Source organism: Devosia sp. Root436, from assembly GCF_001426345.1.
Classification (GTDB): Bacteria; Pseudomonadota; Alphaproteobacteria; order Rhizobiales; family Devosiaceae; genus Devosia.
In genome coordinates, this window is sequence record NZ_LMEM01000001.1 from 277,749 (window position 1) to 302,266 (window position 24,518).

25 protein-coding genes and 1 pseudogene are annotated in these 24,518 nt (G+C 64.1%); 7 read left to right on the top strand and 19 right to left on the bottom strand.

What is annotated here, in order from left to right; all coding sequences use genetic code 11:
• Both ASD04_RS01445 and ASD04_RS01450 read left to right on the top strand, forming a co-directional pair.
• Complete coding sequence (locus tag ASD04_RS01445) at positions 1 to 777, top strand: TatD family hydrolase (RefSeq protein WP_056251474.1); 777 nt, start codon at positions 1 to 3, stop codon at positions 775 to 777.
• Positions 778 to 1,614, top strand: coding sequence for an MBL fold metallo-hydrolase (locus tag ASD04_RS01450; protein ID WP_056251476.1), 837 nt, complete (start codon positions 778 to 780; stop codon positions 1,612 to 1,614). It abuts the gene before it with no gap.
• A gap of 13 nt (positions 1,615 to 1,627) precedes the next feature.
• Here the strand turns inward: ASD04_RS01450 and ASD04_RS01455 are convergent, their stop codons facing one another.
• From ASD04_RS01455 to fgd, 6 genes are all read right to left on the bottom strand, one after another.
• Positions 1,628 to 2,683, bottom strand: a complete 1,056-nt coding sequence (locus ASD04_RS01455) for a TIGR03842 family LLM class F420-dependent oxidoreductase (protein ID WP_056251479.1) — start codon at positions 2,681 to 2,683, stop codon at positions 1,628 to 1,630.
• A 90-nt stretch (positions 2,684 to 2,773) separates the two neighbouring features.
• Positions 2,774 to 3,556, bottom strand: coding sequence for an ATP-binding cassette domain-containing protein (locus ASD04_RS01460; protein WP_056251481.1), 783 nt, complete (start codon positions 3,554 to 3,556; stop codon positions 2,774 to 2,776).
• Positions 3,553 to 4,566: a putative F420-0 ABC transporter permease subunit gene (locus ASD04_RS01465; protein WP_056251484.1), complete on the bottom strand. Its 1,014-nt coding sequence runs from the start codon at positions 4,564 to 4,566 to the stop codon at positions 3,553 to 3,555. Before ASD04_RS01465 ends, ASD04_RS01460 begins: the two co-directional genes overlap by 4 nt.
• Complete coding sequence (locus tag ASD04_RS01470) at positions 4,563 to 5,510, bottom strand: putative F420-0 ABC transporter substrate-binding protein (protein ID WP_056251485.1); 948 nt, start codon at positions 5,508 to 5,510, stop codon at positions 4,563 to 4,565. The genes ASD04_RS01465 and ASD04_RS01470 overlap by 4 nt, the downstream gene beginning before the upstream one ends.
• A 4-nt stretch (positions 5,511 to 5,514) precedes the next feature.
• Positions 5,515 to 6,345, bottom strand: a complete 831-nt coding sequence (gene cofE, locus ASD04_RS01475) for a coenzyme F420-0:L-glutamate ligase (RefSeq protein ID WP_082530908.1) — start codon at positions 6,343 to 6,345, stop codon at positions 5,515 to 5,517.
• Positions 6,346 to 6,360: 15 nt separating this feature from the next.
• The gene (gene fgd / locus ASD04_RS01480) at positions 6,361 to 7,377 is read right to left on the bottom strand and encodes a glucose-6-phosphate dehydrogenase (coenzyme-F420) (RefSeq protein WP_056251491.1); all 1,017 of its coding nucleotides are present in this window, start codon (positions 7,375 to 7,377) and stop codon (positions 6,361 to 6,363) included.
• A 160-nt stretch (positions 7,378 to 7,537) separates the two neighbouring features.
• On the opposite strand from fgd, the gene ASD04_RS01485 reads away from it, so the two are divergent.
• From ASD04_RS01485 to mazG, 3 genes and pseudogenes are all read left to right on the top strand, one after another.
• Positions 7,538 to 8,455: an MYG1 family protein gene (locus ASD04_RS01485; protein ID WP_056251494.1), complete on the top strand. Its 918-nt coding sequence runs from the start codon at positions 7,538 to 7,540 to the stop codon at positions 8,453 to 8,455.
• Positions 8,455 to 8,847: pseudogene (locus ASD04_RS01490) on the top strand (aminoglycoside phosphotransferase); the annotation flags it as partial. The gene ASD04_RS01485 and the pseudogene ASD04_RS01490, both read left to right, overlap by 1 nt.
• A 132-nt stretch (positions 8,848 to 8,979) precedes the next feature.
• The gene (gene mazG, locus ASD04_RS01495) at positions 8,980 to 9,789 is read left to right on the top strand and encodes a nucleoside triphosphate pyrophosphohydrolase (protein ID WP_056251500.1); all 810 of its coding nucleotides are present in this window, start codon (positions 8,980 to 8,982) and stop codon (positions 9,787 to 9,789) included.
• Positions 9,790 to 9,806: 17 nt separating this feature from the next.
• On the opposite strand, the gene hflX is transcribed toward mazG, so the two are convergent.
• The 7 genes from hflX to dusB all read right to left on the bottom strand — a co-directional run bounded on the left by hflX (position 9,807) and on the right by dusB (position 19,134).
• Positions 9,807 to 11,162: a GTPase HflX gene (gene hflX, locus ASD04_RS01500; RefSeq protein WP_056251503.1), complete on the bottom strand. Its 1,356-nt coding sequence runs from the start codon at positions 11,160 to 11,162 to the stop codon at positions 9,807 to 9,809.
• An 18-nt stretch (positions 11,163 to 11,180) separates the two neighbouring features.
• The gene (hfq, locus tag ASD04_RS01505; RefSeq protein ID WP_056230518.1) at positions 11,181 to 11,432 is read right to left on the bottom strand and encodes an RNA chaperone Hfq; all 252 of its coding nucleotides are present in this window, start codon (positions 11,430 to 11,432) and stop codon (positions 11,181 to 11,183) included.
• 173 nt (positions 11,433 to 11,605) lie between these two features.
• A complete protein-coding gene (locus ASD04_RS01510) occupies positions 11,606 to 12,988 on the bottom strand; it encodes a sigma-54 dependent transcriptional regulator (protein ID WP_056251506.1) in 1,383 nt (460 codons plus the stop codon).
• The gene (locus ASD04_RS01515; protein ID WP_056251508.1) at positions 12,988 to 15,270 is read right to left on the bottom strand and encodes a PAS domain-containing sensor histidine kinase; all 2,283 of its coding nucleotides are present in this window, start codon (positions 15,268 to 15,270) and stop codon (positions 12,988 to 12,990) included. Before ASD04_RS01515 ends, ASD04_RS01510 begins: the two co-directional genes overlap by 1 nt.
• Positions 15,271 to 15,551: 281 nt before the next feature.
• Positions 15,552 to 17,000 (bottom strand): nitrogen regulation protein NR(I), encoded by a 1,449-nt coding sequence (ntrC, locus tag ASD04_RS01520; RefSeq protein ID WP_056251511.1) that lies wholly within the window; start codon positions 16,998 to 17,000, stop codon positions 15,552 to 15,554.
• Entirely contained in the window at positions 16,997 to 18,136 is a 1,140-nt protein-coding gene (locus ASD04_RS01525) for an ATP-binding protein (RefSeq protein ID WP_056251514.1), read from the bottom strand. Before ASD04_RS01525 ends, ntrC begins: the two co-directional genes overlap by 4 nt.
• Positions 18,133 to 19,134: a tRNA dihydrouridine synthase DusB gene (gene dusB / locus ASD04_RS01530; RefSeq protein ID WP_082530910.1), complete on the bottom strand. Its 1,002-nt coding sequence runs from the start codon at positions 19,132 to 19,134 to the stop codon at positions 18,133 to 18,135. The genes ASD04_RS01525 and dusB overlap by 4 nt, the downstream gene beginning before the upstream one ends.
• A gap of 178 nt (positions 19,135 to 19,312) precedes the next feature.
• On the opposite strand from dusB, the gene ASD04_RS01535 reads away from it, so the two are divergent.
• Together ASD04_RS01535 and ASD04_RS01540 are read left to right on the top strand one after the other, a co-directional pair.
• Positions 19,313 to 20,503: a bifunctional 2-C-methyl-D-erythritol 4-phosphate cytidylyltransferase/2-C-methyl-D-erythritol 2,4-cyclodiphosphate synthase gene (locus ASD04_RS01535; RefSeq protein ID WP_056251518.1), complete on the top strand. Its 1,191-nt coding sequence runs from the start codon at positions 19,313 to 19,315 to the stop codon at positions 20,501 to 20,503.
• The gene (locus ASD04_RS01540) at positions 20,503 to 21,015 is read left to right on the top strand and encodes a CinA family protein (RefSeq protein WP_056251521.1); all 513 of its coding nucleotides are present in this window, start codon (positions 20,503 to 20,505) and stop codon (positions 21,013 to 21,015) included. The genes ASD04_RS01535 and ASD04_RS01540 overlap by 1 nt, the downstream gene beginning before the upstream one ends.
• A 5-nt stretch (positions 21,016 to 21,020) precedes the next feature.
• On the opposite strand, the gene ASD04_RS01545 is transcribed toward ASD04_RS01540, so the two are convergent.
• The 6 genes from ASD04_RS01545 to ASD04_RS01570 form a co-directional block, all read right to left on the bottom strand.
• Positions 21,021 to 21,386, bottom strand: a complete 366-nt coding sequence (locus ASD04_RS01545; RefSeq protein WP_056251522.1) for a VOC family protein — start codon at positions 21,384 to 21,386, stop codon at positions 21,021 to 21,023.
• Positions 21,387 to 21,426: 40 nt separating this feature from the next.
• Positions 21,427 to 21,870, bottom strand: coding sequence for a type II toxin-antitoxin system RatA family toxin (locus tag ASD04_RS01550; RefSeq protein ID WP_056251525.1), 444 nt, complete (start codon positions 21,868 to 21,870; stop codon positions 21,427 to 21,429).
• Entirely contained in the window at positions 21,870 to 22,823 is a 954-nt protein-coding gene (gene lipA, locus ASD04_RS01555; protein ID WP_056251528.1) for a lipoyl synthase, read from the bottom strand. Before lipA ends, ASD04_RS01550 begins: the two co-directional genes overlap by 1 nt.
• A gap of 15 nt (positions 22,824 to 22,838) precedes the next feature.
• A complete protein-coding gene (locus ASD04_RS01560; RefSeq protein WP_056251531.1) occupies positions 22,839 to 23,096 on the bottom strand; it encodes a GlsB/YeaQ/YmgE family stress response membrane protein in 258 nt (85 codons plus the stop codon).
• Between the two features lie 107 nt (positions 23,097 to 23,203).
• Entirely contained in the window at positions 23,204 to 23,461 is a 258-nt protein-coding gene (locus tag ASD04_RS01565; protein ID WP_056251535.1) for a GlsB/YeaQ/YmgE family stress response membrane protein, read from the bottom strand.
• The gene (locus ASD04_RS01570) at positions 23,458 to 24,498 is read right to left on the bottom strand and encodes a Gfo/Idh/MocA family oxidoreductase (protein ID WP_056251538.1); all 1,041 of its coding nucleotides are present in this window, start codon (positions 24,496 to 24,498) and stop codon (positions 23,458 to 23,460) included. The genes ASD04_RS01565 and ASD04_RS01570 overlap by 4 nt, the downstream gene beginning before the upstream one ends.
• Between the last annotated feature and the right edge of the window lie 20 nt (positions 24,499 to 24,518).

Consider the following 24,518-nt stretch of genomic DNA (forward strand, 5'->3'; position numbering starts at 1 on the left):
ATGTTGATCGACAGCCATTGCCACCTCGATTTCGAGGCCCTGGCCAATGACATCGACGGCGTCATGGCGCGGGCCGCGGCGGCAGGCGTCACCGGCATGGTGACGATTTCCACACATGTTGAAAAGTTTTCCACATATGCGGCACTGGCGGAACGTTTTGAAAACGTCTGGTGTTCGGTCGGCACGCATCCCCATCACGCCGATGAGGAATTGCATATACAGACAGATGATCTTGTCCGGCTAAGTGCCCATCCGCGCTGCGTTGCCATCGGCGAAGCGGGGCTGGATTACTTCTACGACAACGCGCCCCGCGAGGCGCAGGCGACCGGCCTCCGCCGCCACATCGCCGCCGCGCGGACCACCGGTCTTCCACTGGTTATCCACAGCCGCAAATGCGATGACGACATGGCCGCCATCCTCAAGGACGAAGCCGGGCAGGGAGCCTTCCCCTTCCTGCTGCACTGCTTCACCGCCGGCCCCGACCTGGCCCGCACCGCGCTCGACCTGGGCGGGTATATCTCGTTTTCCGGCATCATCACCTTCAAGAATGCCGAGGAGATCCGCGAGGTCGCCAAATTCGTCCCCGCCGACCGCTATCTCGTTGAAACCGATGCCCCTTATCTCGCCCCGATCCCGCATCGCGGCGAATCCAACGAGCCGAGTTTCGTGCGCCACACGGCCGAAAGGGTCGCCGAGGTGCGGGGTATAAGTCTCGAACAGCTTGGCCGCGAAACCACCGCCAACTTCGCCCGCCTGTTCTCCAAAACAGGTCTCTGAATGGCGACCGCCCAGAGGATCATTGCCACCATCCTGGGCTGCGGATCGTCCGGTGGCGTACCACGCATCGGCAATGTCTGGGGCGATTGCGATCCGGCCGAGCCGCGCAATCGCCGGTTGCGATGTTCCCTTTTGCTGGAAGGGTTTAGCGAAGGCAGCGACGAGCCGACCCGCATACTCATCGATACCGGCTGCGACCTGCGCGAGCAGCTGCTGGCGGCTAAAGTCGATCGCGTCGAGGCGGTGTTCTACACCCATGCCCATGCCGACCACATTCACGGCATCGACGACCTGCGCGTGCTGGCGCTGCACAATCGCCGCCGCGTCGATGTCTATGCCGACGCCCCGACCGGCGCCCGCCTGCGCGAGGCCTTCGGCTATTGCTTCGTCTCGCCCCCCGGCAGCGACTATCCGCCGATCCTCAATGCCCACGAGATTGCGCCCGGCGATGTGCTCGATATCGACGGGCCGGGCGGCACGATCAGCATGAGCGCCTTCGAGCAGACGCATGGCAATATCGTTTCGCTGGGCTTCCGTACCGGCAATTTCGCCTATTCCTGCGACCTGTCAGGCCTGCCCGAAGCGTCCCTGGCGGCCGTTTCCGGCCTTGATCTCTGGCTGATCGATGCGCTGCGCCCAACGCCGCATCCCAGCCATCTCAGCCTGCCCGAAACGCTGGAATGGATCGCCCGGATGGCGCCGAAGCAGGCGGTGCTCACCAACATGCATATCGATCTCGATTATATCAGGACGGATGCGGCCACGCCTGACAATGTCACGCCGGCCTTTGATGGCATGCAGATCGACGCGCTGGCCGGGCGAATACTTAACCGGTAGGATATTGAAGACCTCATTGTGCCCCGACCTCGTCCTTCAACGGGCTCAGGATCAGGTCTACTGGACGTTTACCGAACGCCGGGATCACGTGCCGGCCGTAGCCCGCAATGATTTCTTCCTCGTCGCCGCTGTCGAGATAGATGTTGAACTGGGTCACGCCCGCATCCTCGAGCGCGTGCATCTTGGCGATATGGTCTTCCGGTTCGCCCAGCACGCAGAAATTCTCCACCACGTCGGGCGTAATGAAATCGAGGAACGGATTATCCGACTGGCCGTGTTTGGAATAGTCATAGCCACGGCGCTTCTCGATATAGCTGGTGAGGCTCTTGGGAATCTGGTCGCTATCGGCGCCGTATTTCTCGACGATATCGGCGACATGGTTGCCCACCATGGCCGGGAACCACCTGGTGGCCTCGATGGCGCGGGCCTTGTCGCCGAAATAGGCCGGTGCCGCGGCCATGGAGCGGAACTTTGACATGTCCTTGCCCGCCGCCTTGCCGGCATCGACGCACTGGTCGGTGAACCATTTGCAGAGGCCGGGATCGGCCAGTTGCAGCACCACGCCACCGGCATGCTCGCCGGCGGTCTTGAGCGCCAGCGGGCCATAGGCGGCGATCCAGCTCGGCATTTCATGGCCCACGGCCCAGGGAAATTTCACCGCTGCCGGGATCTCGCCATAGGAGACTTCCTCGCCGCGCACCATGGCTTGCGTCTTGGCGATGAATTCGGCCACGCGGGCCAGCGTCGCCGGTTTCTTGCCCATGACGCGCATGGAGCTGTCGCCACGGCCTACGGCCAGGTCGAAGCGTCCGCCGCTCTGCTTGGAGAGGGAGCCGAAGATCGAGGCGGCGACTGACCAGTCGCGGACGTCGGGATTGGTCACCAGCGGGCCAAACCGCATGTTGGTCGTGTGTTCCATGCACATGGCGATGGCGGCGTAGCAATCGCGCCAGAGAATGTGGCTGTCATAGAACCAGCAATAGCTGAAGCCGGCATATTCGGCGGCGCGCACCAGGTAGCGTGCACGTTCGGGCTCTATGAAACCCTTGAAGGTGATGCCGAATTCCATGAGCGCCTCCCGTCCGAAATTTGACCAGTCGATCAAATTTTTGAGTTGCTGCCGCGCGATTGTCAATCGCAATCACGCGCCGGTATAGATTTAGCCGGGCAGTCCATAGGCGATCAGCGGGCGGCCGGTGCCGGGGTGGCGCAATATGGCTGCGTCGACACCATAGACCTGGCGGAGCAGGGCAGGGGTCAGCACCGTTTCCGGCGGTCCGGCAGCCGCCACCCGGCCGCCATGCAGCACTACCAGCGAATCGCAGAAACTGGCGGCCAGGTTGAGATCATGCAGCGCCAGCAATACCGTGGCGCCCGCATGCGCGCGTTGGCGCAGCAGGTCGAGCGTGGCGAGTTGCGCATGCACGTCGAGATGATTGGTCGGCTCGTCGAGCAGCAGCAGGCGCGGCTGCTGCGCCAAGGCGCGGGCAATCTGGATGCGCTGTTGCTCGCCACCGGACAGCGTCTGATACAGGCGGTCGGTAAAGGCGGTCATGCCGACCGCAGTCAGTGCCGCCTCGGCCAGGGACAGGTCGTGGGGGGCGGGGCTTGCCTGCCAGACGGGCTGGAACGGGATGCGGCCGAGCATCACCACCTCACGCGCCGTGAGCCGCGCGTCGGTATCGCTGTTCTGTTCGACAAAGGCGGTGAACTGGGCACGCGCCCGGCGGGGAAGGGTGACCAGGTCCGAGCTGTCGAATGTCACCGAGCCGCCATGGGGCAAGAGACCGAGAATGGCCCGCATCAGCGTGGACTTCCCGGCGCCGTTGGGGCCGATCAGGCCCGTCATGGTGCCCGACGCTGCCCGCATGTCGATGCCGCTGAGGATCGGCTGGCCGCCCAGTTGTACGCTGACTCCGCTGACCACCAGCCCCGCGCTCATGTGATCCGCCGGTAGCGCAGCAGCACGAGGAGGAAGATCGGCGCACCGAGCAGGGCTGTGATAATGCCGACCGGCAGTTCGCGCGGCTCGAACAGGCTGCGCGCTGCCGTATCGGTCCACACCATGAAGCTGGCGCCCAGCAGCATGGCGACAGGCAGCAACACGCGATGGCGCGAGCCGGTCACCAGCCGCGCCACATGTGGCACGATGAGCCCGACAAAGCCGATGGCGCCGCCAATGGAGACCAGCACCCCGGTTAGCAGCGCCGTGCCGCCCAGCAACAGCCAACGTAGCCGTGCCACATCGACGCCAAGCGCCGCCGCGGCCGTATCGCCAAAGGCAAAGGCATCGAGCGAGCGCCCCGACAGCAGCACCGGCAAGCCCGCCAGAAGCAGCGCAGCGAGCACCAGCAATGCCTCCGACCAAACAACGCCGCTCAGCGAGCCCATAAGCCAGCTCAGGATTTCGCGGTAGGAATCGCCGGTCGCCGACCAGAAGATGAGGAATGACGTTGCCGCGGCGGCCAGCGCGGAAATGGAAATGCCGGCAAGGATCGCCCTTGTCGGCGTGGCGCCACCCAGCAATTGGGTGACCAGCAGGGTCAGGCCCATTGCCGCCGCCGCGCCGACAAAGGCGCCGAGCGGCATCAGTAAGGCAGCGCCGGCAAGCAGGAAGGCCACGGCGCCCAGCGATGCGCCAGACGACAGCCCCAGCAGATAGGGATCGGCCAGCGGATTGCGTGTCAGTGCCTGCATGACGGCGCCGCATAAGGCCAGGCCTGCTCCCACGGCAGCAGCGGCCAAGACCCGCGGCAGGCGCAAATCCCAGATGATGGCGTCACGCAAGCGGCCGACCGGGTTTTCGGCCACGAGACCAAGATGGTAGCCGATGGTCTGCCACACTTCTGATGGCGCGATATCGGCCGGCCCGAAGGTCACGGCCAGCACTAGGCTGGCCAGCAGCAGCGCCAGCAGGCTCGATATCAGCACTGCCAGCGTCGGCCGCTTCACGGCGCGAAACTGAGGCCGGCCAATTGGGCGGCCAAGTCGGCGGTCGCGCCCACATTGCGCACACCGGCTTCGGAGGCGGGAAAGGGTACCACGAGGTAGCGCTGGTGGATCACGGCATCGAGCTGGCTGGTGATCGGGTTCTCGACCAGCAGCGCCTTTTTCTGCTCCGCTGAATTCCAGAGGGCATCGACCAGCACGATGACATCGGGATTGGCATCCACCACCGCCTCCCAACTGGCCGAAACCCAGCCGTCATCGACAGCGGCCATGATGTTTTCCAGCCCGAGCGCTTCCAGTATCATCTGCGGCGCGCCGCTGCCGGCGCCGACATAGGGCGTCTTGGTGCCCGAGGAATACCAGAGCGCCGTCAGCCCCCGCGTGTCCGGCGTGATGGCGGCCAATGCCGCCTCTTGCTGCGCAATCAGCGTATCGGCGGCGCCAGCGGCGTCGAAGATGGTGCCCATCTCCGCGATTTCGGCAAAGACCTCGTCAAAGCTCAGCTTGGCCGGCTTCACCGAGCGGCAGGCGGCGGGCGACACGTAACCCGCCACGCCGAGCGCGGCCAGGGTCGGCCTTTCGCCTGCGCCATCGGCAGAAAAATTGCTCTCCCAGCCGGCATAGATCAGGTCCGGTTCGACTTCGAGCACCACCTCCTGCGAGGGCAGCTTGTCGGAAAGTACCGGCAGAGCCGCAGCGGCCGCCGTCCAAGGCTCGGGCGCTACGTCGTCCTGGAAGCCGACGCCGACGATCCGGTCGCCAAGGCCCAAAGCCAGCAGCATTTCGGTGGCGGTCGACTTGATGGTCACCACCCGCTGCGGCGCAGCCGCCAGTGTGACGTCCATGCCGCAATTGTTGAGGGTTAGCGGATAGCTTGTCTGGGCCATGACATGGCCGGACGACAAAGCGAGCACGGCAAGGCTGAGAGACAAGGGCAGGGGGCGCATGGGGTCAGTCCTGTTTGACGCGTTCGGCCTTGGATTGCGGCGTGGGCTGGTCGCGCAGTTCAGCCTGTGCGGCCTCATAGCCCAGTCGATAGGCCTCGGCCGAACCGAAGCGGAACATGTCGTCATCCACTGAGCGCACCAGCGTATGGGCGCCCGGCGCATCCATGTCGGCCACCAGCCGCCCCAGCCCGCGCACCACGGCCACGGGAATGCCTGATGCCTTGCCCTTGACGAGGTCGGCAGCACCGGCCAGCTCGTCGGCCAACACGGTGATGGTGACATTGAGCGGCCGCCCATTGGCATCGACACCACCGCGCAGGTCGTCGGTGACTACAATGCCGGCAGCTCCGATGGCGACATCGGTCTGCCCCACGCGCCAGGGCCGGCCCAGTGTATCGGTGACGATGATGCCCAGCGCAACCCCGAACCGCGCCCGCAGGCCGGCGCACAGCGCCCGGGCGGAACGGTCAGGGTCTTCCGGCAGGCGCAGCGCCAGTCCGTCCGGCACGTTGGAGGTGTCGATGCCCGCCGCCGCCATGATGAGGCCGTGCCGGGTCTCGACGATTTTGGTCACGCCGCCGGGATGGACGCGTTCCGCCACGATGCGGACGGTGTCCTGCGCAATGGCCTTTTCGCGGTCGGCCACCGGCACCTGCATGCCTTCGGCCTTGGAAACGATCTTGCTGGTGATGACGAGAATGTCGCCATGCCGCAGCGCTGCATCGGGATCATCGGCGATCGAAGCTTCTATGGCCGTAGCGATCAGCGCCACGAGATCGTCGCCCGCACCGATCTCCGGCACGCCCGTCACGCCCCAGACTGTATATCGCGGCATTGCCATTGCCGTGACCTAGCTGGCGCTCGCGGCGGGCGCAAGGGACCGCAGTCGCGGCAGGATTTCTCTGGCATAAAGAGCGATGAACCGGCTCTGGTCCTCGCCCGGCGCGTGGAACACCAGGTGATCGAAGCCGTAATCCATGTAGGTCTTGATCGCTGCCACATGCTCATCGGGGTCGCTGGAGACGATCCAGCGCTTGGCGACACGCTCGATGGGCAATTGCGCCGCCAGCCGCTCCATTTCGGCCGGATCTTCGACCGAATGCTTTTCCTCCGGCGTCAGCGACAGGGCCGCCCAGCCGCGCGTATTGTTCAACGCCAGCTCGGGATCGGGGTCGAACGACACTTTCACCTCGATCATACGCTCGAAGGGCAACCCGGCGCGGTCGGATTCGGCCCGGCCGATGGCGACGTTGGGCAGCAATTGATCGACATAGAGCTCGGCGCCCTTCCCAGAGGTGCAGATGAAACCGTCGCCGGCCCGGCCGGCATATTTGGCATTGAGCGGGCCGCCGGCAGCCAGGTAGATCGGCACCATCTTGTCGGGCCGGTCATAGATGGTCGCGCTCTGCGTCTGGTAGAATTCGCCCTCGAAGGTGACGCGTTCCTCGCTCCACAGCTTGCGGATCAGCGTCACCGCCTCGCGCAGCCGCGCGGAGCGTTCCTTGAGCTCGGGCCAGACCATGCCCGTGGAAGGCACTTCGTTGAGCGACTCGCCGGTGCCGACGCCGAGGATGACGCGTTCGGGAAACATGGCGCCCAGCGTGCCGAAGGCATGCGCGACGACCGACGGATGCAGCCGGAAAGTCGGCGTCAGCACCGAGGTTCCAACGATGATCTTTTCCGTGCGCGCCAAAGCCGCCGCCATCCAGGCCGGTGCGAAGGGCGCATGGCCATCGGTATGCTTCCACGGCTGGAAATGATCGCTGATGAACACCGATTCAAACCCGGCCTGTTCCGCCTCGATGGCGAAACGCAGCAGCGTATTGGGGGCGAACTGTTCGGCAGAAGCCTTGTAACCGAAGCGCATGCCTGACCTCCAATGCTCAGCGGTGGCAATACTTTGACCAAATGGTCAAAATTGTCCATCGGATTCGTGCGGATGGCCGGAATGCGGTTGAGGTGAGCGCCGGCAACGGCTATCTGGTCACCATGCAGGCGGACCCGCAACGAACAAGGCGCATATCGGCATGATTCCTGACTTTCTCGTCACCCATTCCGGTGGCTTCCATGCCGATGAGCTGCTGTCCAGCGTGGTGCTGACGCGGCTGTTTCCGCAAGCGAAAATCAAGCGCAGCCGGGCGCCGGAATGGATCGCGCCGGGCCCGGACCGCATCGTTTACGACGTGGGCGGGTTCTACGATGCCGAAAAGCGGATTTTCGACCACCACCAGCGCGGCGCGCCAGTGCGCGACGATGGCCAGCCCTATAGCTCTTTCGGGCTGATCTGGAAGCACTATGGCCGGCAATATCTGGCCGCTTCGAATGTTCCAGAAGCGCATATTGCCGTGGTGCATGCGTCCTTCGACGCCAAATTCGTGCTGCCGGTCGACCTGATGGACAATGGCGCGCTGAGCCCGTTGGGTCCGCTGGCCGGGCTTATGCTGCCATCTTTGCTGGAAACGTTGAAGCCGGACTTCGACAATAGCGATCCGGATGCCGAAACCACGGCCTTCCACAATGCGCTGGCCATAGCCCGCAGCTTCGTCGAAGCCGGCATTGCGCGCAGCGCGGCCAAGCTGCGTGCCGAGACGATCGTGCAGCAGGCTATAGCAGCGACAGGGCAGGGGCGTGTGCTGGAATTGCCGATGGGCATGCCGTTCCGGCCCGCCATCGTCAAGGCCGGCGCCGATCACCTGCTGTTCGTCGTGCATCCGCGCGACAAGGACTGGTGCCTGACCACCATACGCCGTTCCGACGAGGGATTCGAGGCGCGTGCCGACCTGCCGGCGGCCTGGGCCGGCCTGACCAATGGCGAGCTTGAGGCGGCGTCCGGTATCACCGGCGCCAGCTTCTGCCACAATGGCCGTTTTGTCGCGGCCGCGAAAACCCGCGACGCGGCGCTCGCCATGGCAGAACTGGCCGTTGCCGAGGCTCTGGGCAACTGATGCTGCGCGCGCCGGCAAAGGGATGGGAAGCGCTGGCGCAATGGGGCGCGGTTCGCATTGAACCGCTCGCCGGTGGCGTCGCCAATGATGTGTGGAGCGTGCGCACCGGCCGGGAGCTTGCAGTTGCCCGCCTCGGCACGCGGAGCGATGCCGCTCTGGCCTGGGAAGCCGCGCTGCTGCAACATCCCGACCGTGCCGGTGCCGATCCCGACCTTGGACGGCCGGTTGTTCGTCGATCCGGGCGGCATGGGCGCGGCTCGCCGGGCGTCCGGCCTGTGTTGTCCATGGCAATCCCACCGATCCCGGCAATATACGCATGACTGTCGATCGGGTCGCCCTGATCGATTGGGACGAGGCGCATGCCGAGGTGGCGGGACCTCGACCTGGTGTTGTCCGGATCCATTTTAGTTCCATAATATATATTATGCGAATCATGGAATGACGGCCGGGTGGCCGCTGTGGCCTGTCCCCCCCGAGCTGCTAAGCTGGGTGTCCACACACGATTCCAACCGACCGAGATATCCATGCAGCCATCGCGTGACATTGCCCGCCTGATCGAAATCATGGCGGCCTTGCGCAATCCTGTCGGCGGGTGCCCTTGGGACCTGGAGCAGGACTTCTCGACCATCCGGCACTATACGATCGAGGAAGCCTATGAAGTCGCCGACGCCATCGAGCGGCAGGACTTTGCCGATCTGCGCGAAGAGCTCGGCGATCTGCTGCTGCAGCCGATCTATCACGCGCAGATGGCCAGCGAGGCCGGCCATTTCGATATCGGCGACGTGATCTATGCCATCACCGACAAACTGATCCGTCGCCATCCGCATGTCTTCGGCGATGTTGATGCCGGCAGTTCGGCCGCATCCGAGCGGCGCTGGGAGGCCATCAAGGCGCAGGAACGCGCTGCCAAGGCCGCGCGCAAGGGTGATACGACACCCTCCATTCTTGACGACGTCCCCAATGTTCTCCCCGCTTTGGCCCGCGCCGAAAAGCTCACCAAGCGCGCCGCAAAGGTCGGCTTCGACTGGCCGGACTTCGCCGCGGTCAAGGCCAAGGTGGATGAAGAGCTCGCCGAAGTCGCCGAAGCGCAGGCCTCGGGCGATTCGGCTGCCGTGCACGAGGAGATCGGCGATCTGCTGTTTGCCGTCGCCAACCTGGCCCGTCATGCGGGGGTCAATGCCGAGGCGGCATTGCGCGATGCCAATTTCAAGTTCACCCGGCGCTTCCACCATGTCGAAGCCCGGTGTCGTGAGGAGGGCGTTGACCCGGCCGCCGCGGGTTTGGAGCGGCTGGATGGCTACTGGAACGAAATCCGCGCTACGGACAAGGGGTAGCGTCCGCCGCAGTCAGTCTAAGCGTCCGAACTCTCGATCCGCCCGTTGAAGCGCTCGAGAAACGCCGTCTTGTGCCGCGGTTCAACCCGCACCACGAAGCCCGAGCCCTGCTCGGTCGGCTCGTCCCGCGAGACAATCTCGGAATGGGCATGCAACCAGCCGATATCGGCGCCGGCCGTGTGCGGCACATGGACATGGTAGGTCCGGCTTTTCTCGCCCAGCGCCTTTTCCACGGCCAGTTTGATTGTATCGAGCCCCTGCCCGGTCATAGCCGAGGCTTGCACGACCGCCGCCACCTTGCCGACCGGCACGATGCCGACCACGGCGTCTTCGCTCACGAGGTCGATCTTGTTCCACACTTCGATGATGGGCGTCGTCTCGGCCGAAACGCCGAGATCGGCCAGCACCTTGAGCACGTCATGCGCCTGCGCCATGTGGTCGGGATTGGCGATGTCGCGGGCATGCAGGATCACGTCGGCATCGAGCACTTCCTCCAGCGTGGCGCGGAAGGCGGCCACCAGGTCGGTCGGCAGGTCGGCGACGAAGCCTACCGTGTCGCTCAGCATGATGTCGCGTCCGTGTGGCAAAGCCAGCTTGCGGACCGTGGTGTCGAGGGTCGCGAAAAGCAGGTCCTTGGCGAACACCCCTGCCCCGGTCAAGGCATTGAACAGGCTCGATTTTCCGGCATTGGTATAGCCAACCAGTGCCACGATCGGCGTGCCGTCGCGTTGCTGGCGCTGCTGCGCCCGGGTCTTCTTGACCTTTTCCAGCCGGTCTTCCAGCAGCACGATGCGATCCATGATCTGGCGGCGATCGCTTTCGATCTGGGTTTCGCCGGGGCCACCCATGAAGCCGGTGCCGCCACTGCCGCGCTGGCGTTCGAGGTGGGTCCAGGAGCGCACAAGGCGCCCCTTCTGGTAGTTGAGATGGGCAAGCTCGACCTGCAGCACGCCTTCGCGCGTCGCGGCGCGCTCGCCAAAAATTTCGAGGATCAGCGCCGTGCGGTCGAGAACCTTGGCGCCGGTCTCGGTTTCGAGGTTGCGCTGCTGGATGGCGGTGAGCGCCGCATCGACCAGCAGCAGGTCGATCTTGTCGGCCTTTACCCGCGCCGCCAGAGCTTCGGTATGGCCGCCGCCGATAAAGGTGGCCGGCTTGATCTCGCGGACTTTGAAGACCTCGGAAAAGACGATGTCGAGGCGGATGGCCCCGGCCAGCCCCTCGAATTCGGCCTTGCGGGCCTCGATCGAATGGCGGGACAGCTGGTTGCGCACATCGGGTACGACCAGGCCGGCGCGCGTCGGTTGCGCGCGCTGGTCGATAAACGCCTGCGGGCCGCCTCGCTGGGCGGCCGCGTCGTCGTCAAATTCGGTCATTGTGGCCTTCTAAAGCGCTTAGTCGCTGTCGTGGTTCTGCTCGGGATCGAACAACTGGATCGGCGCACCCGGCATGATGGTCGAGATTGCGTGCTTATAGACCAGTTGCGACTGCGCATCGCGGCGCAGCAGCAGGCAGAAATTGTCGAACCAGGTAATCACACCCTGCAATTTCACGCCGTTCACCAGAAAGATCGTGACCGGTACTTTCTGCTTGCGAACGTGATTGAGGAAGGAATCCTGGAGATTTTGTTGTTTTTCGTTCGCCATAGAGGCCTCTTTTCGCGGCATTGCTTGTCGCTGTCGTCGTTGCAACTACCTGCCAGTCCGATGTTGGAACTGCCGCCCAGTCCCCACCGGCATGAATTCAAACACTATGGCACAGATCATTTTTGATGCCTACCGCGCCAATTGCATGGCATGTCGGAATTTTCAGCGCATTTTCACAGCCCGAGCGACTTGATTTTCCGGTGCAGAGCGCTGCGCTCCATGCCGACAAACTCGGCGGTCTTGGAAATGTTGCCGCCAAAACGCTCGATCTGCGCCAGCAGATATTGCCGTTCAAACACCTCGCGGGCGTCGCGCAGCGGCAGGCTCATCAGGTGCGCCGAGGCGTCGGTGTCGCCCACCGTCGGCAGCACTTCGCCGATATCGGACGGCAGCATGGCCGCGGTGATGACTCCATCCTCGGGCTGCTGGTCCTTCATCAGGATCAACAGGCGCTCGATGGAGTTGCGCAACTGGCGGGCGTTGCCGGGCCATTCCTGGGCCTGCAAGACGGCGATGGCATCGTCGCCCACGGTCATCCGCTGCAGATTGTGCATGCGGCAGACCTGCTCGATGAACACCGCAACCAGCGGCGGCACGTCCTCGCGCCGCTCCTTGAGCGGCGTCAGCGGCAGCGGCACGATGGACAGCCGGTGGAACAGGTCCGAGCGCAGCTCTCCCGCCTCGATCTGTGCCGCCACGTTCTGCGAGCTCGACGAAATGATGCGCACGTCGATCGGCACCGCCTGGGTGCCGCCGACGCGATTGAAGCGGTTTTCCACCAGTGTCCGCAGCAGGGCCGCCTGGGTGGCAGCCGGCAGGGTCGTTACCTCGGAGAGGTAGAGCGTGCCGCCATGGGCCTTTTCCAGCGCCCCGACCTCGACCTTGAGGATGCCGGTCTTTTCCCGCGCCTCGCGGCCGAACAGTACCACCGGCACCTCTTCGGGCGCATAGAGCGAGGCGTTGATCTCGACAAAGGGAGATTCGGCCCGCGGGCTGCGCTGATGGATCAGGCGGGCGACGAGGCCCTTGCCTGCCCCGGACGGGCCGGAAATGAAGATTCGCGAATTGGTCGGCGCCGATTTCTCGATGATGCCGCGCACCTGCTGCAAAGCCGGCGAGGTGCCGACCATATCGGCGCTCTTGGTGGCCGAGCGCTCCTTGAGTTCGGCCACCTCGTTGCGCAGGCGTGTCGCTTCCATCGCCCGCTGGGTGATATGCAGCAGCCGGTCGATCTTGAACGGCTTCTCGATATAGTCGTAGGCACCGCGGCGAATGGCCGACACCGCCGTCTCCACATTGCCGTGGCCGGATATCATCACCACAGGCATGTCCGGGTGCTGGCTCTGGAACACATCGAGCAGTTGCAGTCCGTCGAGCCGCGAGCCCTGCATCCAGATATCCAGGAAGACCAGGCTCGGCCGCCGCCGGGCGATTTCGTTGAGCCCGCTATCGGCGTCATGGGCCTGCCGCGTCTCGAAGCCCTCGTCCTCGAGGATGCCCGCGATCAGGTCGCGGATGTCGTCTTCGTCGTCAATGATGAGAATATCGAGTGCCATTACTTATGAACTACCGCTGAAATAAGCGGTTCCTCCGGTTGGGCGGCTGCGGGTTCCGAGTGGCTCGAACCGTCCGCCTCTGAAGATTTGGTGGGGGATTGCAGGGGAAGCGTGAAGGTCACGCAGGCGCCGACGCGGCCGGTGGGGTCGGGTTCGGCGTCGATCAGCTCGACGATGCCGCCATGCTGCTCGATGATCTTGGCGACGATGGCGAGACCAAGGCCGGTGCCCTTTTCGCGCGTCGTCATATAGGGCTCCAGCAGGCGCTGGCGATTATCCTTCGGCCAACCCTTGCCATTGTCGGATACGGCCACGCGGGCGTGATTGCCTTCGAGTTGCGCCTCGACGGTGATTGTCGGAGTCCAGTCGGACGACATATCAACAGTTTCAAAGGCTTCAACTGCGTTCTTGATCAGATTGGTAAGCGACTGCGCAATCAGTCGGCTGTCGAACCAGGCGTGGATTGCCGCTTCGGGCAGGATGGTGTTGATGGTGATTTCGGGCAGCCGCACACTTTCGAGGAACACGGCCTGGCGCACGGTATCGCTGAGGTCGGCGATCTCGGGCGCCGCCTCGGGCATGCGGGCGAAGGCGGAGAATTCGTCGACCATGCGGCCGATATCGCCCACCTGGCGGACGATGGTATTGATGCACTTGTCGAAGACGTCGCGATCATCCTCCAGTCTGGTGCCATAGCGGCGGCGCAGCCGTTCGGCCGAAAGCTGGATGGGGGTCAGCGGGTTCTTGATTTCATGGGCGATGCGGCGCGCCACATCGGCCCAGGCGCTGGTGCGCTGCGCGGATTCGAGATCGGTGATGTCGTCGAAGGTCAGCACATAGCCCTTGGATTCGGTGATCGAGCCTTCGCGGGTGAGCTGGACCTGATAGGTGCGGCGGTCGGTTTCGTTGCCGAGCTGGATCTGGTCGCGCACCTGCCCGCGCCGGGCCGAGCGGGCCCGTTCCAGCGTCGGCGCCAGCAGCGGCATGACCTCCTCGATGGGTTCGCCCATCAGGTCGATTTCGTCGCGGTCGAGCATTTCGCAGGCGCGGGCATTGACCAGCGTCACGGCGCCAAACGGGTCGAGCCCGATAATGCCGGCCGACACGCCTTCCACCACCGCCTCGGTGAACTGCCGCCGCTTCTCGTTCATCTCGCTGGCCGTCAGCAGCGCCTCGCGCTGGCTCTTGAGCTGTTCGGTCATGCGGTTGAAGCCGTTGCTGAGGTCGCGCAGGTCGCCCCTGCCCTCCTGCACCGGCACCTGCACGTCGAGGTCGCCATTGCTGACGCGGTTGGAGGCGATCATCAGGTTTCGGATCGGATCGACGAAGCGGTTGGCCAGCGCGATGCCGATCCACAGGGCCGCCAGCAGCAACACCACGGCCAGGCCCACATACATGATGGTGAAGGTGATCTGGAACACCAGCCGGTTGGACGCATATTCGCGGTATTCGGTGATGTTCTCGTCGGTGAGCTGCATATATTCGAGCACTTCGGCTTCCACCGGCCGGGCCACGAACAGATAGGTATTCTCATAGCCGCGCAGCTTGATGACGGAGCCGACGAGGTTGATCCGTCCTGGGGCAATGGCGGCGGGTATGCCTTCCACCAACCCTTCGGTAATGCCTTCGGGCAGTTGCGGATAGGCTCCCTGTACGGCGATCTGCGCCCGCATCAGCGTGTCGCCATCGGCATTGACCAGCGAGGTGAAGGGCAGCGACCGCGTCACCGCCAGAGCTGTCAGGATGCGCTGGAAGCGGTCCTTGTCCTCATCGAACGTGGCATGAGCCTGTTCCAGTTCCTCGGCCACCCAGATGACATCGTCCCGCAGTACCTGAGCATGTTCGAGCATATAGGAACGGGCCACCAGCCGGGAACTCTCCACCATGGCCCTGGTACGCTCGGAGAACCACTGGTCCAACCCCTGATTGAGGGCGATGGTGGCCACGACGGCAACGATGGCGGCGGGGATCGCGGCAACCAGGGCGAACATGGTCACCATGCGGATTTGCATGCCGGCGCCCGCCTGCCCCTGCATGCGCGCCTGGAACAGCAGCACCGCCTCGGTCACCACCAGCGCGATGACCAGCAGCACGAGGACGCCGGTGACGATCCAGATCACCGTCCAGACCGTGGTCGAGGGCTCGATATTGGTCGTCCCAGAGAGAATCAGGAACGAAATCGACGACATCAGCACCGAAGCGAAGACCACCACGAAGCCGAGGATGCGCAGGGACCGGTTGTTGCGTGCCGATGCAAATGGCGACCTGATCGGCTTGGCCATATCGCCGGTGACACCCCGCTGGGGCCCCTCATTTGTCGCCGCTACATCACTCATAAATGCCCGAAAGCACTCCATCTCCGCCGCATTGAGACAGAGTCTGACCCAATTCGCCTAACCCTTCAAGAGAATTGTTGCTAAAATGTGACACTGACCGCCGGCGCGCCTGTGGCGCGTCAAATCGCTCCAGTGGAGCGGTTGAGGTCGTGAGGCCCCGAAGCGCTACGCGCAGGGCCCGGAGGCGCCGCAAGCACCCTCCAGCAGGACGCCGTAGGTGGCAGCCCCTACCCGTTCCGCCGGCTATGCTTTACGATCTCGATGCTGTGCGTGCGGATTTTCTTGCGCAGCGTGTTACGGTTGAGGCCGAGCAGGTCCGCCGCCTTGATCTGGTTGCCGCCGCAGGCATTGAGCGCCATGGCGATCAGCGGCGCCTCGACGCGGTCGATGACGCGCTGGTAGAGGCCCGCCGGCGGCAGGTTCGGCTCATATTCGCGCAGCAACTGCCCGACATGGGTTTCCACCGCCACCGATACATCCACCGGCCCCGCCGTTCCCGGCGCCGTCGGGCGTTCCGCGATGTTGAGTTCGTTCTGTACGATCTCGGCCGAGATCGATTCGTCGGCATAGAGCGCCGACAGGCGTCGCACCAGGTTTTCCAGCTCGCGGACATTGCCGGGCCAGGAATAGTTCTGCATCAGCTTGATGGCTTCGGGCGAGATCGACTTGATCGGTTCGCCTTCGCGCTGCGCCGCCTTGAGGAAATGCGTGGCCAGGTCGCCCACGTCGTCGACGCGCTCGCGCAATGGCGGCAGGCGGATCGGCACCACGTTGAGACGGTAGTAGAGATCCTCGCGGAACAGGCCCTGCCGGATCATCTGGCTCAGGTCGCGATGCGTAGCGGCGACGATGCGGACATTGGTCTTGATCGAAGACCGGCCCCCGACCATGGTATATTCTCCTTCCTGCAGCACGCGCAGCAGGCGGGTCTGGGCATCCATCGGCATGTCGCCGATTTCATCGAGAAACAGCGTGCCGCCCTCGGCCTGCTCAAAACGGCCGGAGCTGCGCGTATTGGCGCCGGTAAAGGCCCCCTTCTCGTGCCCGAACAGCTCGGCCTCGATCAGGTCGCGCGGGATAGCGGCCATGTTGATGGCCACGAAGGGGCCGTTGCGGCGCTTGCCGAAGTCGTGCAGCGCCCGCGCCACCAGTTCCTTGCCGGTGCCGCTTTCGCCGGTGATCATGACAGTCAGGTCGGTCTGCATCAGCCGCGCCAACGCACGGTAGATGTCCTGCATGGCCGTGGACCGGCCCACCAGCGGCATGGTTTCGCCCGGCTCTTCGGCGCGGCGGTCCGCCGTGGTCGGTTTCTTGGCATCGGCCAGCGCCCGCGCCACCACCGAAAGCACCTCGGTAATGTCGAAGGGCTTGGGCAGGTATTCATAAGCGCCTACTTCCGAGGCGCGGATGGCGGTCATGAAGGTGTTCTGCGCGCTCATCACGATCATCGGCAGGTCGGGACGAAGCTTCTTGATCTTGGGCATCACCTCGAAGGCGTTGCCGTCGGGCATGGCGACATCGGTGATGAGGATATCCCCCTCGCCCCGGCTCACCCAGTTCCACATCGTGGAAATATTGCCGGTGGGGCGAACCTCGTAGCCGGCCCGGGTCAGCGCCTGGTTGAGCACCATGCGGATGGCTGCATCGTCGTCGGCGAGCAGGACGACATGGCTCATTTCGCCGCTTCCTCTTCTGTGATTGCCTGGAACGCCCCGCTCGCAACGGGAAGGAGAATTCTGAACCTGGTCCGGCCTGGGCGGCTGTCGCAATCGATGACGCCGCCATGGTCGCCGACGATCTTGGCCACCAGCGCCAGCCCGAGGCCCGAGCCATTGGTCTTGGTGGTGACGAAGGGATCGAACAGGAAGGGCAGGATGTCGGGCGGCACGCCCGGGCCGTTATCTTCGATGACGATTTCGAGCGGCAGGGAGATGCGCTCGGAAACGCCGGTCACCGCAATGCGAATGCCGGGGCGGAAAGCAGTGGAGAATTTTATCTCCGGTTTCTGAGTTCGCTCAATGGCTTCCGAGGCATTCTTCACCAGATTAAGGAACACCTGGATGAGCTGATCCCGATTGCCGAAGACCGGTGGCAGCGATGGATCGTATTCTTCCGAGAAGGCAATGCCGCGCGCCACGCCATTGCGCGCCAGCAGTTTCACCCGGTCCAGCACGACATGGATGTTGATCGGTTCGCGCTCCATGGGGCGCTCGTCGCCGAACACTTCCACACGGTCGATCAGCCCGACGATACGGTCGGTTTCCTCGCGGATCAGCCGCGCCAGCGGGATTTCGTCGCTGCTGACGGTCTGCTCCAGCAATTGCGCCGCGCCGCGAATACCCGAAAGCGGATTCTTGATCTCGTGCGCCAGCATGGAGGCAAGGCCGGTCACCGAGCGCGCTGCGCCGCGCGACACCATCTGGCGGTCGATCTTGTCGGCCATGGTGCGTTCCTGGATCAGCAGGGCCACACGGCCATCGCTGTCGGAAAGCGGGCTGGCGAAGACGTCGGCAATGCGCTCGTCGCCGAAGCGCGAGGAGCCGATGCGCACACGATATTCGGTCATCGGCGCGCGCCGCGCCGCCACGGTTTCGACGAGGCTGATGATGGGCGAGCCAAAGGCGATGAGGTCGTCCAGCCGCTGCCGCGTCAATACGCTCAGCGATGCTCCGAAAAACGCCTCGGCCGCATAGTTGACGAAGGCGATCTGGCGATCCTCGCCGCAGACGATGATCGGCTGCGGCAGCGCCTGCAACACCGCGGTCGACGGAATGGGGCTGGCGGCCGGGGCGGCGGCCTCGATGGCGCTCATGCTGCGACCCTGTCTTCGCTGGAAAAGATGGTGCCGATCTGCCGCAGCACATCGGCCGGTTGATCGTTGTTGAGAAAGGCTTGGCGCGCAGGCTTGTCGAGCACGATGCCTGCCGCCTCGGCGTACCAGTCGAGATGCTTGCGCGCGGCGCGCAGGCCGACTGCAGTGCCGTATTCGACCAGCATGTCCTCGTAATGCTCGGCCACCAGCGCGGCCAGAGCATCGCCCTTCGGCGCTACCGGTCCCGCCCACCCAGCCAGCCCTGCCCCGATCTGCGCCACGGCCCACGGCCGCCCCTGCGCCCCGCGCCCGAGCATAACCGCTGCGGCGCCGGACTGCTCCAGCGCTTCCCGCGCCGAAACGAGGTCGACAATGTCGCCGTTGACCACGACGGGAACATCAACGGCCTCGACGACCGCACGCACCAGCTCCCAGCGGGCGGTGCCCTTGTAGAATTGCTGGCGGGTGCGGCCATGCACCGTGATCATCCGCACGCCGGCATCGACGGCGCGCCGCGCCATGTCAGGCGCATTGAGGCTGTCATCGTCCCAGCCCAGCCGCATCTTGACCGTCACCGGGAGTGGGGTGGCGCTCACCACGGCATCGATCAGGGTCATGGCGTGGTCGGGCACCCGCATCAGCGCCGAGCCGGCATAGCCGTTGGTCACCCGCTTGGCCGGGCAGCCGAAATTGATATCGATGATGTCGGCGCCGGCGTCATGGGCGATTTTGGCCCCGCGCGTCATCCATTCGGCTTCGCAGCCGGCCAGTTGCACCATATGCGGCAGGCTGCCCGGCTTGCCGAGCTTGCGCGCCATGTCCTGGTTGCCGACAGCCAGCGCGTTGCTGGCGATCATCTCGGAGACCACCATGCCGGCGCCAAACCGCTCGGCGAGCTTGCGGAATGGGCGATCGGTAATTCCGGCCATTGGCGCCAGAAAAGCATTGTTGCGAACCGCGTGGTTCCCGATGCTCAACTTGCAGGCAACCTCAGACACAAACTGCCCCAGAAATGGTCATTTTCAAATGAATGCCTGCACAATAATCAAAATGGCTGGCGGTGCAACACCTTATATGGTGCCTGCGACGGTGCGGCAGCCCTGCACTTGCCGCATGCCATGGTGGGCGCTAGACCATTGATATGTGACGGTTTCAAGTCCAGGTTGCCCGGTTTTCATGCGTCAGAAGTCCATCGCCGTCATCGTCGTCGCCGCCGGGAAGGGTGAACGCGCCAGCGCCGATGGCTCCGCCGACCCCAAGCAGTATCGCCCGGTTGCCGGCTCCCCCGTCCTGGCGCGCACGATCAGGGCTTTTCTCGACCTGCCCTACGTCACCAGCGTCGTCGCGGTGATCCATGCCGATCACGCTGCCCGCTACGCCGCACTGGGCCTGGCCGATGAGCGGCTGCTGCCTCCCGTCAGCGGCGGCGCTTCGCGGCAGGCTTCGGTGCTGGAAGGTCTCAAGGCCCTGGCGCCGCATCGGCCCGACCTCGTGCTCATTCAGGACGCCGCGCGGCCCTTCGCCCCGCCGCAGGTGATCGGCGACGTGGTCGCGGCGCTCGATCAATATGAAGGCGCCCTGCCCGCTCTTGCTGTCACCGACACCATCAAGCGCTCGCTCGATGGAAGGCAGGTCGCGACCACCGAGGATCGCAGCCAGCTCTTTGCCGCGCAAACTCCGCAGGGCTTCCGCTTCGGCCAGATATTTTCCGCCCATATGCGCGCCTCGACCATTCGCCGGCAATTTACCGACGATGCCGAGATTGCCGAATGGGCCGGGTTGCGCGTGGCCATGGTCATGGGCGACCGTGACAATATCAAGATCACCCATCCGGAGGACTTTGCCCGGGCGGAGCGCATCCTGTCTGGAGAGACCATTATGGAAACCCGCATCGGCTCAGGCTTCGATTTCCATCAGTTCGAGCCGGGCGATGCCGTATGGCTGGGCGGGGTCCGCATTCCACATCATGCCAGGCTCAAGGGGCACTCCGATGCCGACGTGGCCCTGCATGCGCTCACCGATGCCATTCTCGGCGCCATCGGCGAAGGCGATATCGGCATCCACTTCCCGCCCTCCGACATGCAATGGCGCGGCGTGGCCTCCACCGTCTTCCTCAAGCATGCCGGCGACCTCGTGGCCAGGGCCGGCGGCCGCATCGTCAATCTCGACGTGACAATCGTCTGCGAAGCGCCGAGGATTGCCGGCCATGTTCCGGCGATGCAAAGTGTCATCGGCGAGACACTGGGCATCGCGCCGACACGGATCGCCGTCAAGGCGACGACAAGCGAGAGGCTCGGCTTCATCGGGCGGGAGGAAGGCATGGTGGCCATGGCCAGTGCGAGCGTAGAAATGCCGAGGGTCGATTGATGGCAGCCAGGAAGCCGGAAACCACGGCGCCCGATCCGGGCAAGCGGATCATCGATATCCTCGCCGAAAAGAAGCAGACCATCGTCACCGCTGAAAGCTGCACCGGCGGCATGGTCGCCTCGGCACTGACGGACATTCCGGGCGCTTCCGCCGCCGTCTATGGCGGCTATGTCACCTACGCCAACACCGCCAAGTCGCGCATGATCCATGTGCAGGCGCGGCTGATCCGCGATTATGGTGCGGTTTCCAATCAGGTGGCGCGCGCCATGGCCGACGGCGCCCGCAACACGGCGCGGGCCGACTTCGCCGTTTCGGTCACCGGCATTGCCGGCCCGGATGGCGGCAGCGAGAAAAAGCCGGTTGGCCTCGTCTATGTCGCCGTGTCGTCGGAACTGGCCACCGTGGTCATCGAACATCGCTTCGGCGATCTGGGCCGCGACGCCATCCGCAAGGCCAGCGTCCGGGCTGCGCTCGATCTGGTGTTGCAGGTGCTCACCAGCGACAAGGACTAATCGCCTCAGGCGCCGACCAGCACGAACACGTTGCCGTCGGGTGCTTCCATCACCGCGACATGGCCGGATTCCGTAGCAAACGGCTCCCGTATCCAGCTCACGCCCGCATTGCCGCGCAGTTCGGCAAAGGTCGCCTGCACGTCGTCGACCGCCAGCTCGACCTCGGTGAAGTCGATATCCGGATTATCGCTCAGCACCAGCTCCGAGCTCGCCGTGTCCGGGAATTTCATGCCCACCAGCGTCCAGGTCGCACCGTCAGGACGCGGGCGCTCGATGATCCAGCCGCGGCGCAGCCCCAGCGACGCATAGAAGGCCTCAGAGGCGGCGATATCCTTGGTGGGAATGCAGACACATTCGATTTTGCGGATCATGGATCACCCCGATTGAACGTCCCGAACAAATCAGGAACATTCAATCACCATAGCGGCGATCGGCCTCGTCTGCAAATGCCTGCATGATCTCGTCCTGCTTATTGGCGAAGGCCGGTTCGGCCACTGCCGCGATGAAGGGATTGGAGATTTTGAAGTCGATCTCGAAGCGCACCCGCGTCCCCATGCCTTCCGGCTCGAAGCGCCACACGCTGTCGAGATAGGCAAAGGGCCCATCCACCGCCTTGGCCGTGATGGTCAGCGCCTCATGGTCCAGTGTCACCCGGCTGGTATAGGCCTGGGTGATCGGCCCGAAGAACAGCGTCATCCGGGCCAGCCGCACGTCCGCGCCGGCGGCGGCCGGGTCCTGGCGGAGCTCCATCGCCTTGCAGTTGGGGATGAAACGCGGATAGTCGCCAAGATCGGCAACGATCTCGAACATGCGCTGCGGCAGATGCGGCACATGCCGCTCGAAAAAACGCTTCATCAGTGACCGAGCTTTGCCATCCGCGCCGCCTTGAGCCGCGCGAAGTCTTCCCCGGCATGGTGCGACGAACGGGTCAGCGGGCTCGATGAGACCAGCCCAAAGCCCTTGGCTGTCGCCACCGTGGCATAGGACTTGAACTCGTCCGGTGTGACGAAGCGCTGCAGCGGATAGTGTTTCTTGGTCGGCTGCAGATACTGCCCGATGGTCAGGAAATCCACATCGGCCGAGCGCAGGTCGTCCATGAGCTGCAGCACTTCGTTTCGCTCCTCGCCGAGACCCACCATGATGCCGGACTTGGTGAACATGGTGGGGTCGAGTTCCTTGACCTTCTGCAGCAGCCGGATCGAGTGGAAATAGCGGGCGCCCGGGCGCACCTTGAGATATTTCGACGGCACCGTTTCCAGATTGTGGTTGAACACATCCGGCTTGGCCGCCACGACGATTTCCAGCGCGCCTTCCTTGCGCAGGAAGTCCGGCGTCAGGATTTCGATGGTGGTCCGAGGCGTTGCCGCACGGATGGCCAGGATCACGTCGGCAAAGTGCTGCGCCCCGCCATCCGCCAGGTCGTCACGGTCGACCGAGGTAATGACGACATGTTCCAGCCCCAGCTTGGCCACGGCCCTGGCGACGTTTTCCGGCTCGTTGGGGTCGAGCGGTCCCGGCAGGCCGGTGCGCACATTGCAGAAGGCGCAGGCGCGGGTGCAAATCTCGCCCATGATCATCATGGTCGCATGCTTCTTGGACCAGCATTCCCCGATATTGGGGCAGCCGGCTTCCTCGCATACCGTCACGAGATTGTTCTCGCGCACGATCTGCTGGGTTTCCTTGTAGACCGCGGAACCCGGCGCCTTGACGCGGATCCAGTCCGGCTTGCGCAACACCACGCTGTCGGGCCGGTTGGCCTTTTCCGGGTGGCGTGGCTTCAGTGCCGAATTGTCGATCAGAGTGACCAAGGGATGTCCTGACTTCTATGCAATCAGCCGTGCGAGCAGCACGACGATGATGGCGCCGACCGTCGAGGTCACGATCTGGCGCGCCAGATCGTTGCGGATGCCAAGATCGATCCGCAGCGCCGTGAACAGATACCCTCCCACGAACGAGCCGATCACCCCGCTGATAAGGTAGGTAATCAGCCCGCCGCCTCCGACGATAAGGCTGGCGAGGAAACCCGCCAAGATGCCGATGCCCAGGAAAACCAGGATCGCACGATTATTGTTGCCACCCATGGTGAAGCCCCCACCCGTACTTTGCCGTTCCGGTAATGCCATTCTTTGTGCCCTCTCAAACTCTCCGCGAGATATTGCGTCCCGCCGAGCGTCCTTCAAGCCCTGAACTATCGTGCGATCACTCGCGCGACGGCGATCACTACGATGGCACCGATCGTGGCCGTGATGATCTGGCTCACCAGCGCATTGCCTATTGGCAGCGAGATATTGGCCGCCGAGAGCAGCCAGCCGCCCACAAAGGCGCCGATGACGCCGACGATCAGATTGCGCAGCAATCCGCCGCCACCTAGCACCAGCCCGGCCAGCCATCCGGCCACCAGCCCGATGCCGAGAAAGATCAGCAGTTCAGTCGTTCCGACACTCATTGCAGCACCTCCGCGATTTCGACCCATTCGCCGCCGCGCGAAGCCGACAGAATCGTCGCCTGCACCAGGGCCAGGGAATGCAGATTATCCTCGCCCGAGCTGAAACGGGCGGGAATCGCGCCGGTCTCTATCACCTTGGCGATAGCGGCCAGCGTGCCCGTCCGGTCGGCGAATTCGACCGGCTCCAGCGGGAAGGCCACGGCCTCTCCGTCGCGTTCGCGCAGGCTCAGCCTGTCCGGCCCGGCCTTGCCCATGAAATGGTCGCGCGAGCTCCAGATGATCTCGCCTTCCGAGCAGTCCATGGTCCATTCCCCCGACCATGGCGTCACCGGGCCGCTGCTCATCCAACTGCCGCGATAGGAGACGATGGTGCCCTTCTCGAATTCCAGCGTCGCAACCCCGATGGGATGGTGCCCGAAGGGGCTGGCGGCCGGGTTCCAGGTGCGGCACGACACGCGCTTGGGATTGTCCGACAGCACCATGCGCATCAGGTCGAAATGGTGGATCGACATATCGGCCAGCAGTGGATCGGGCATGTCCCAATAGCGGTAGCCCTGGCTCGGCGCATGGCGGCGGAAGTCGATGGACACCAGGTTCACCGGCCCGAATTTCTGCGCCCCGATCAGTTCGGCCGCCGCAATCGGCGCCGGCTGGAAGCGATAATTCTGGCTCACCATCAGCACGCGGCCATTGGCCTTGGCCAGGGCGACCAGTTCCTTGGCCTGCGCGATGGTCGAGGCAAAGGGCTTTTCCACGATGACGTTGAAGCCGAGCTCCAGGCAGCGCTTCACCACGGGGTAATGGGCTTCGGTACGCAGGGTGCAGATCGCAAGATCGGCTTCCACCCCCTGCGCCGCCTCATCGAGGCTCAGGAAGCATCGCTTCTCGTCGATGCCGAGCTCGTCCTGCACGCGCTTGATGGCTTCGGGATTGCTATCCACATAGCCCACCATGTGAATGCTGGGAACTTTGGGGATAACTTCCTTGGTCCAGCTGAATCCCCAGTGTCCCAGGCCGACTTGGATTGCCTTGACCATGTGGATAACTCCTTGTTTCG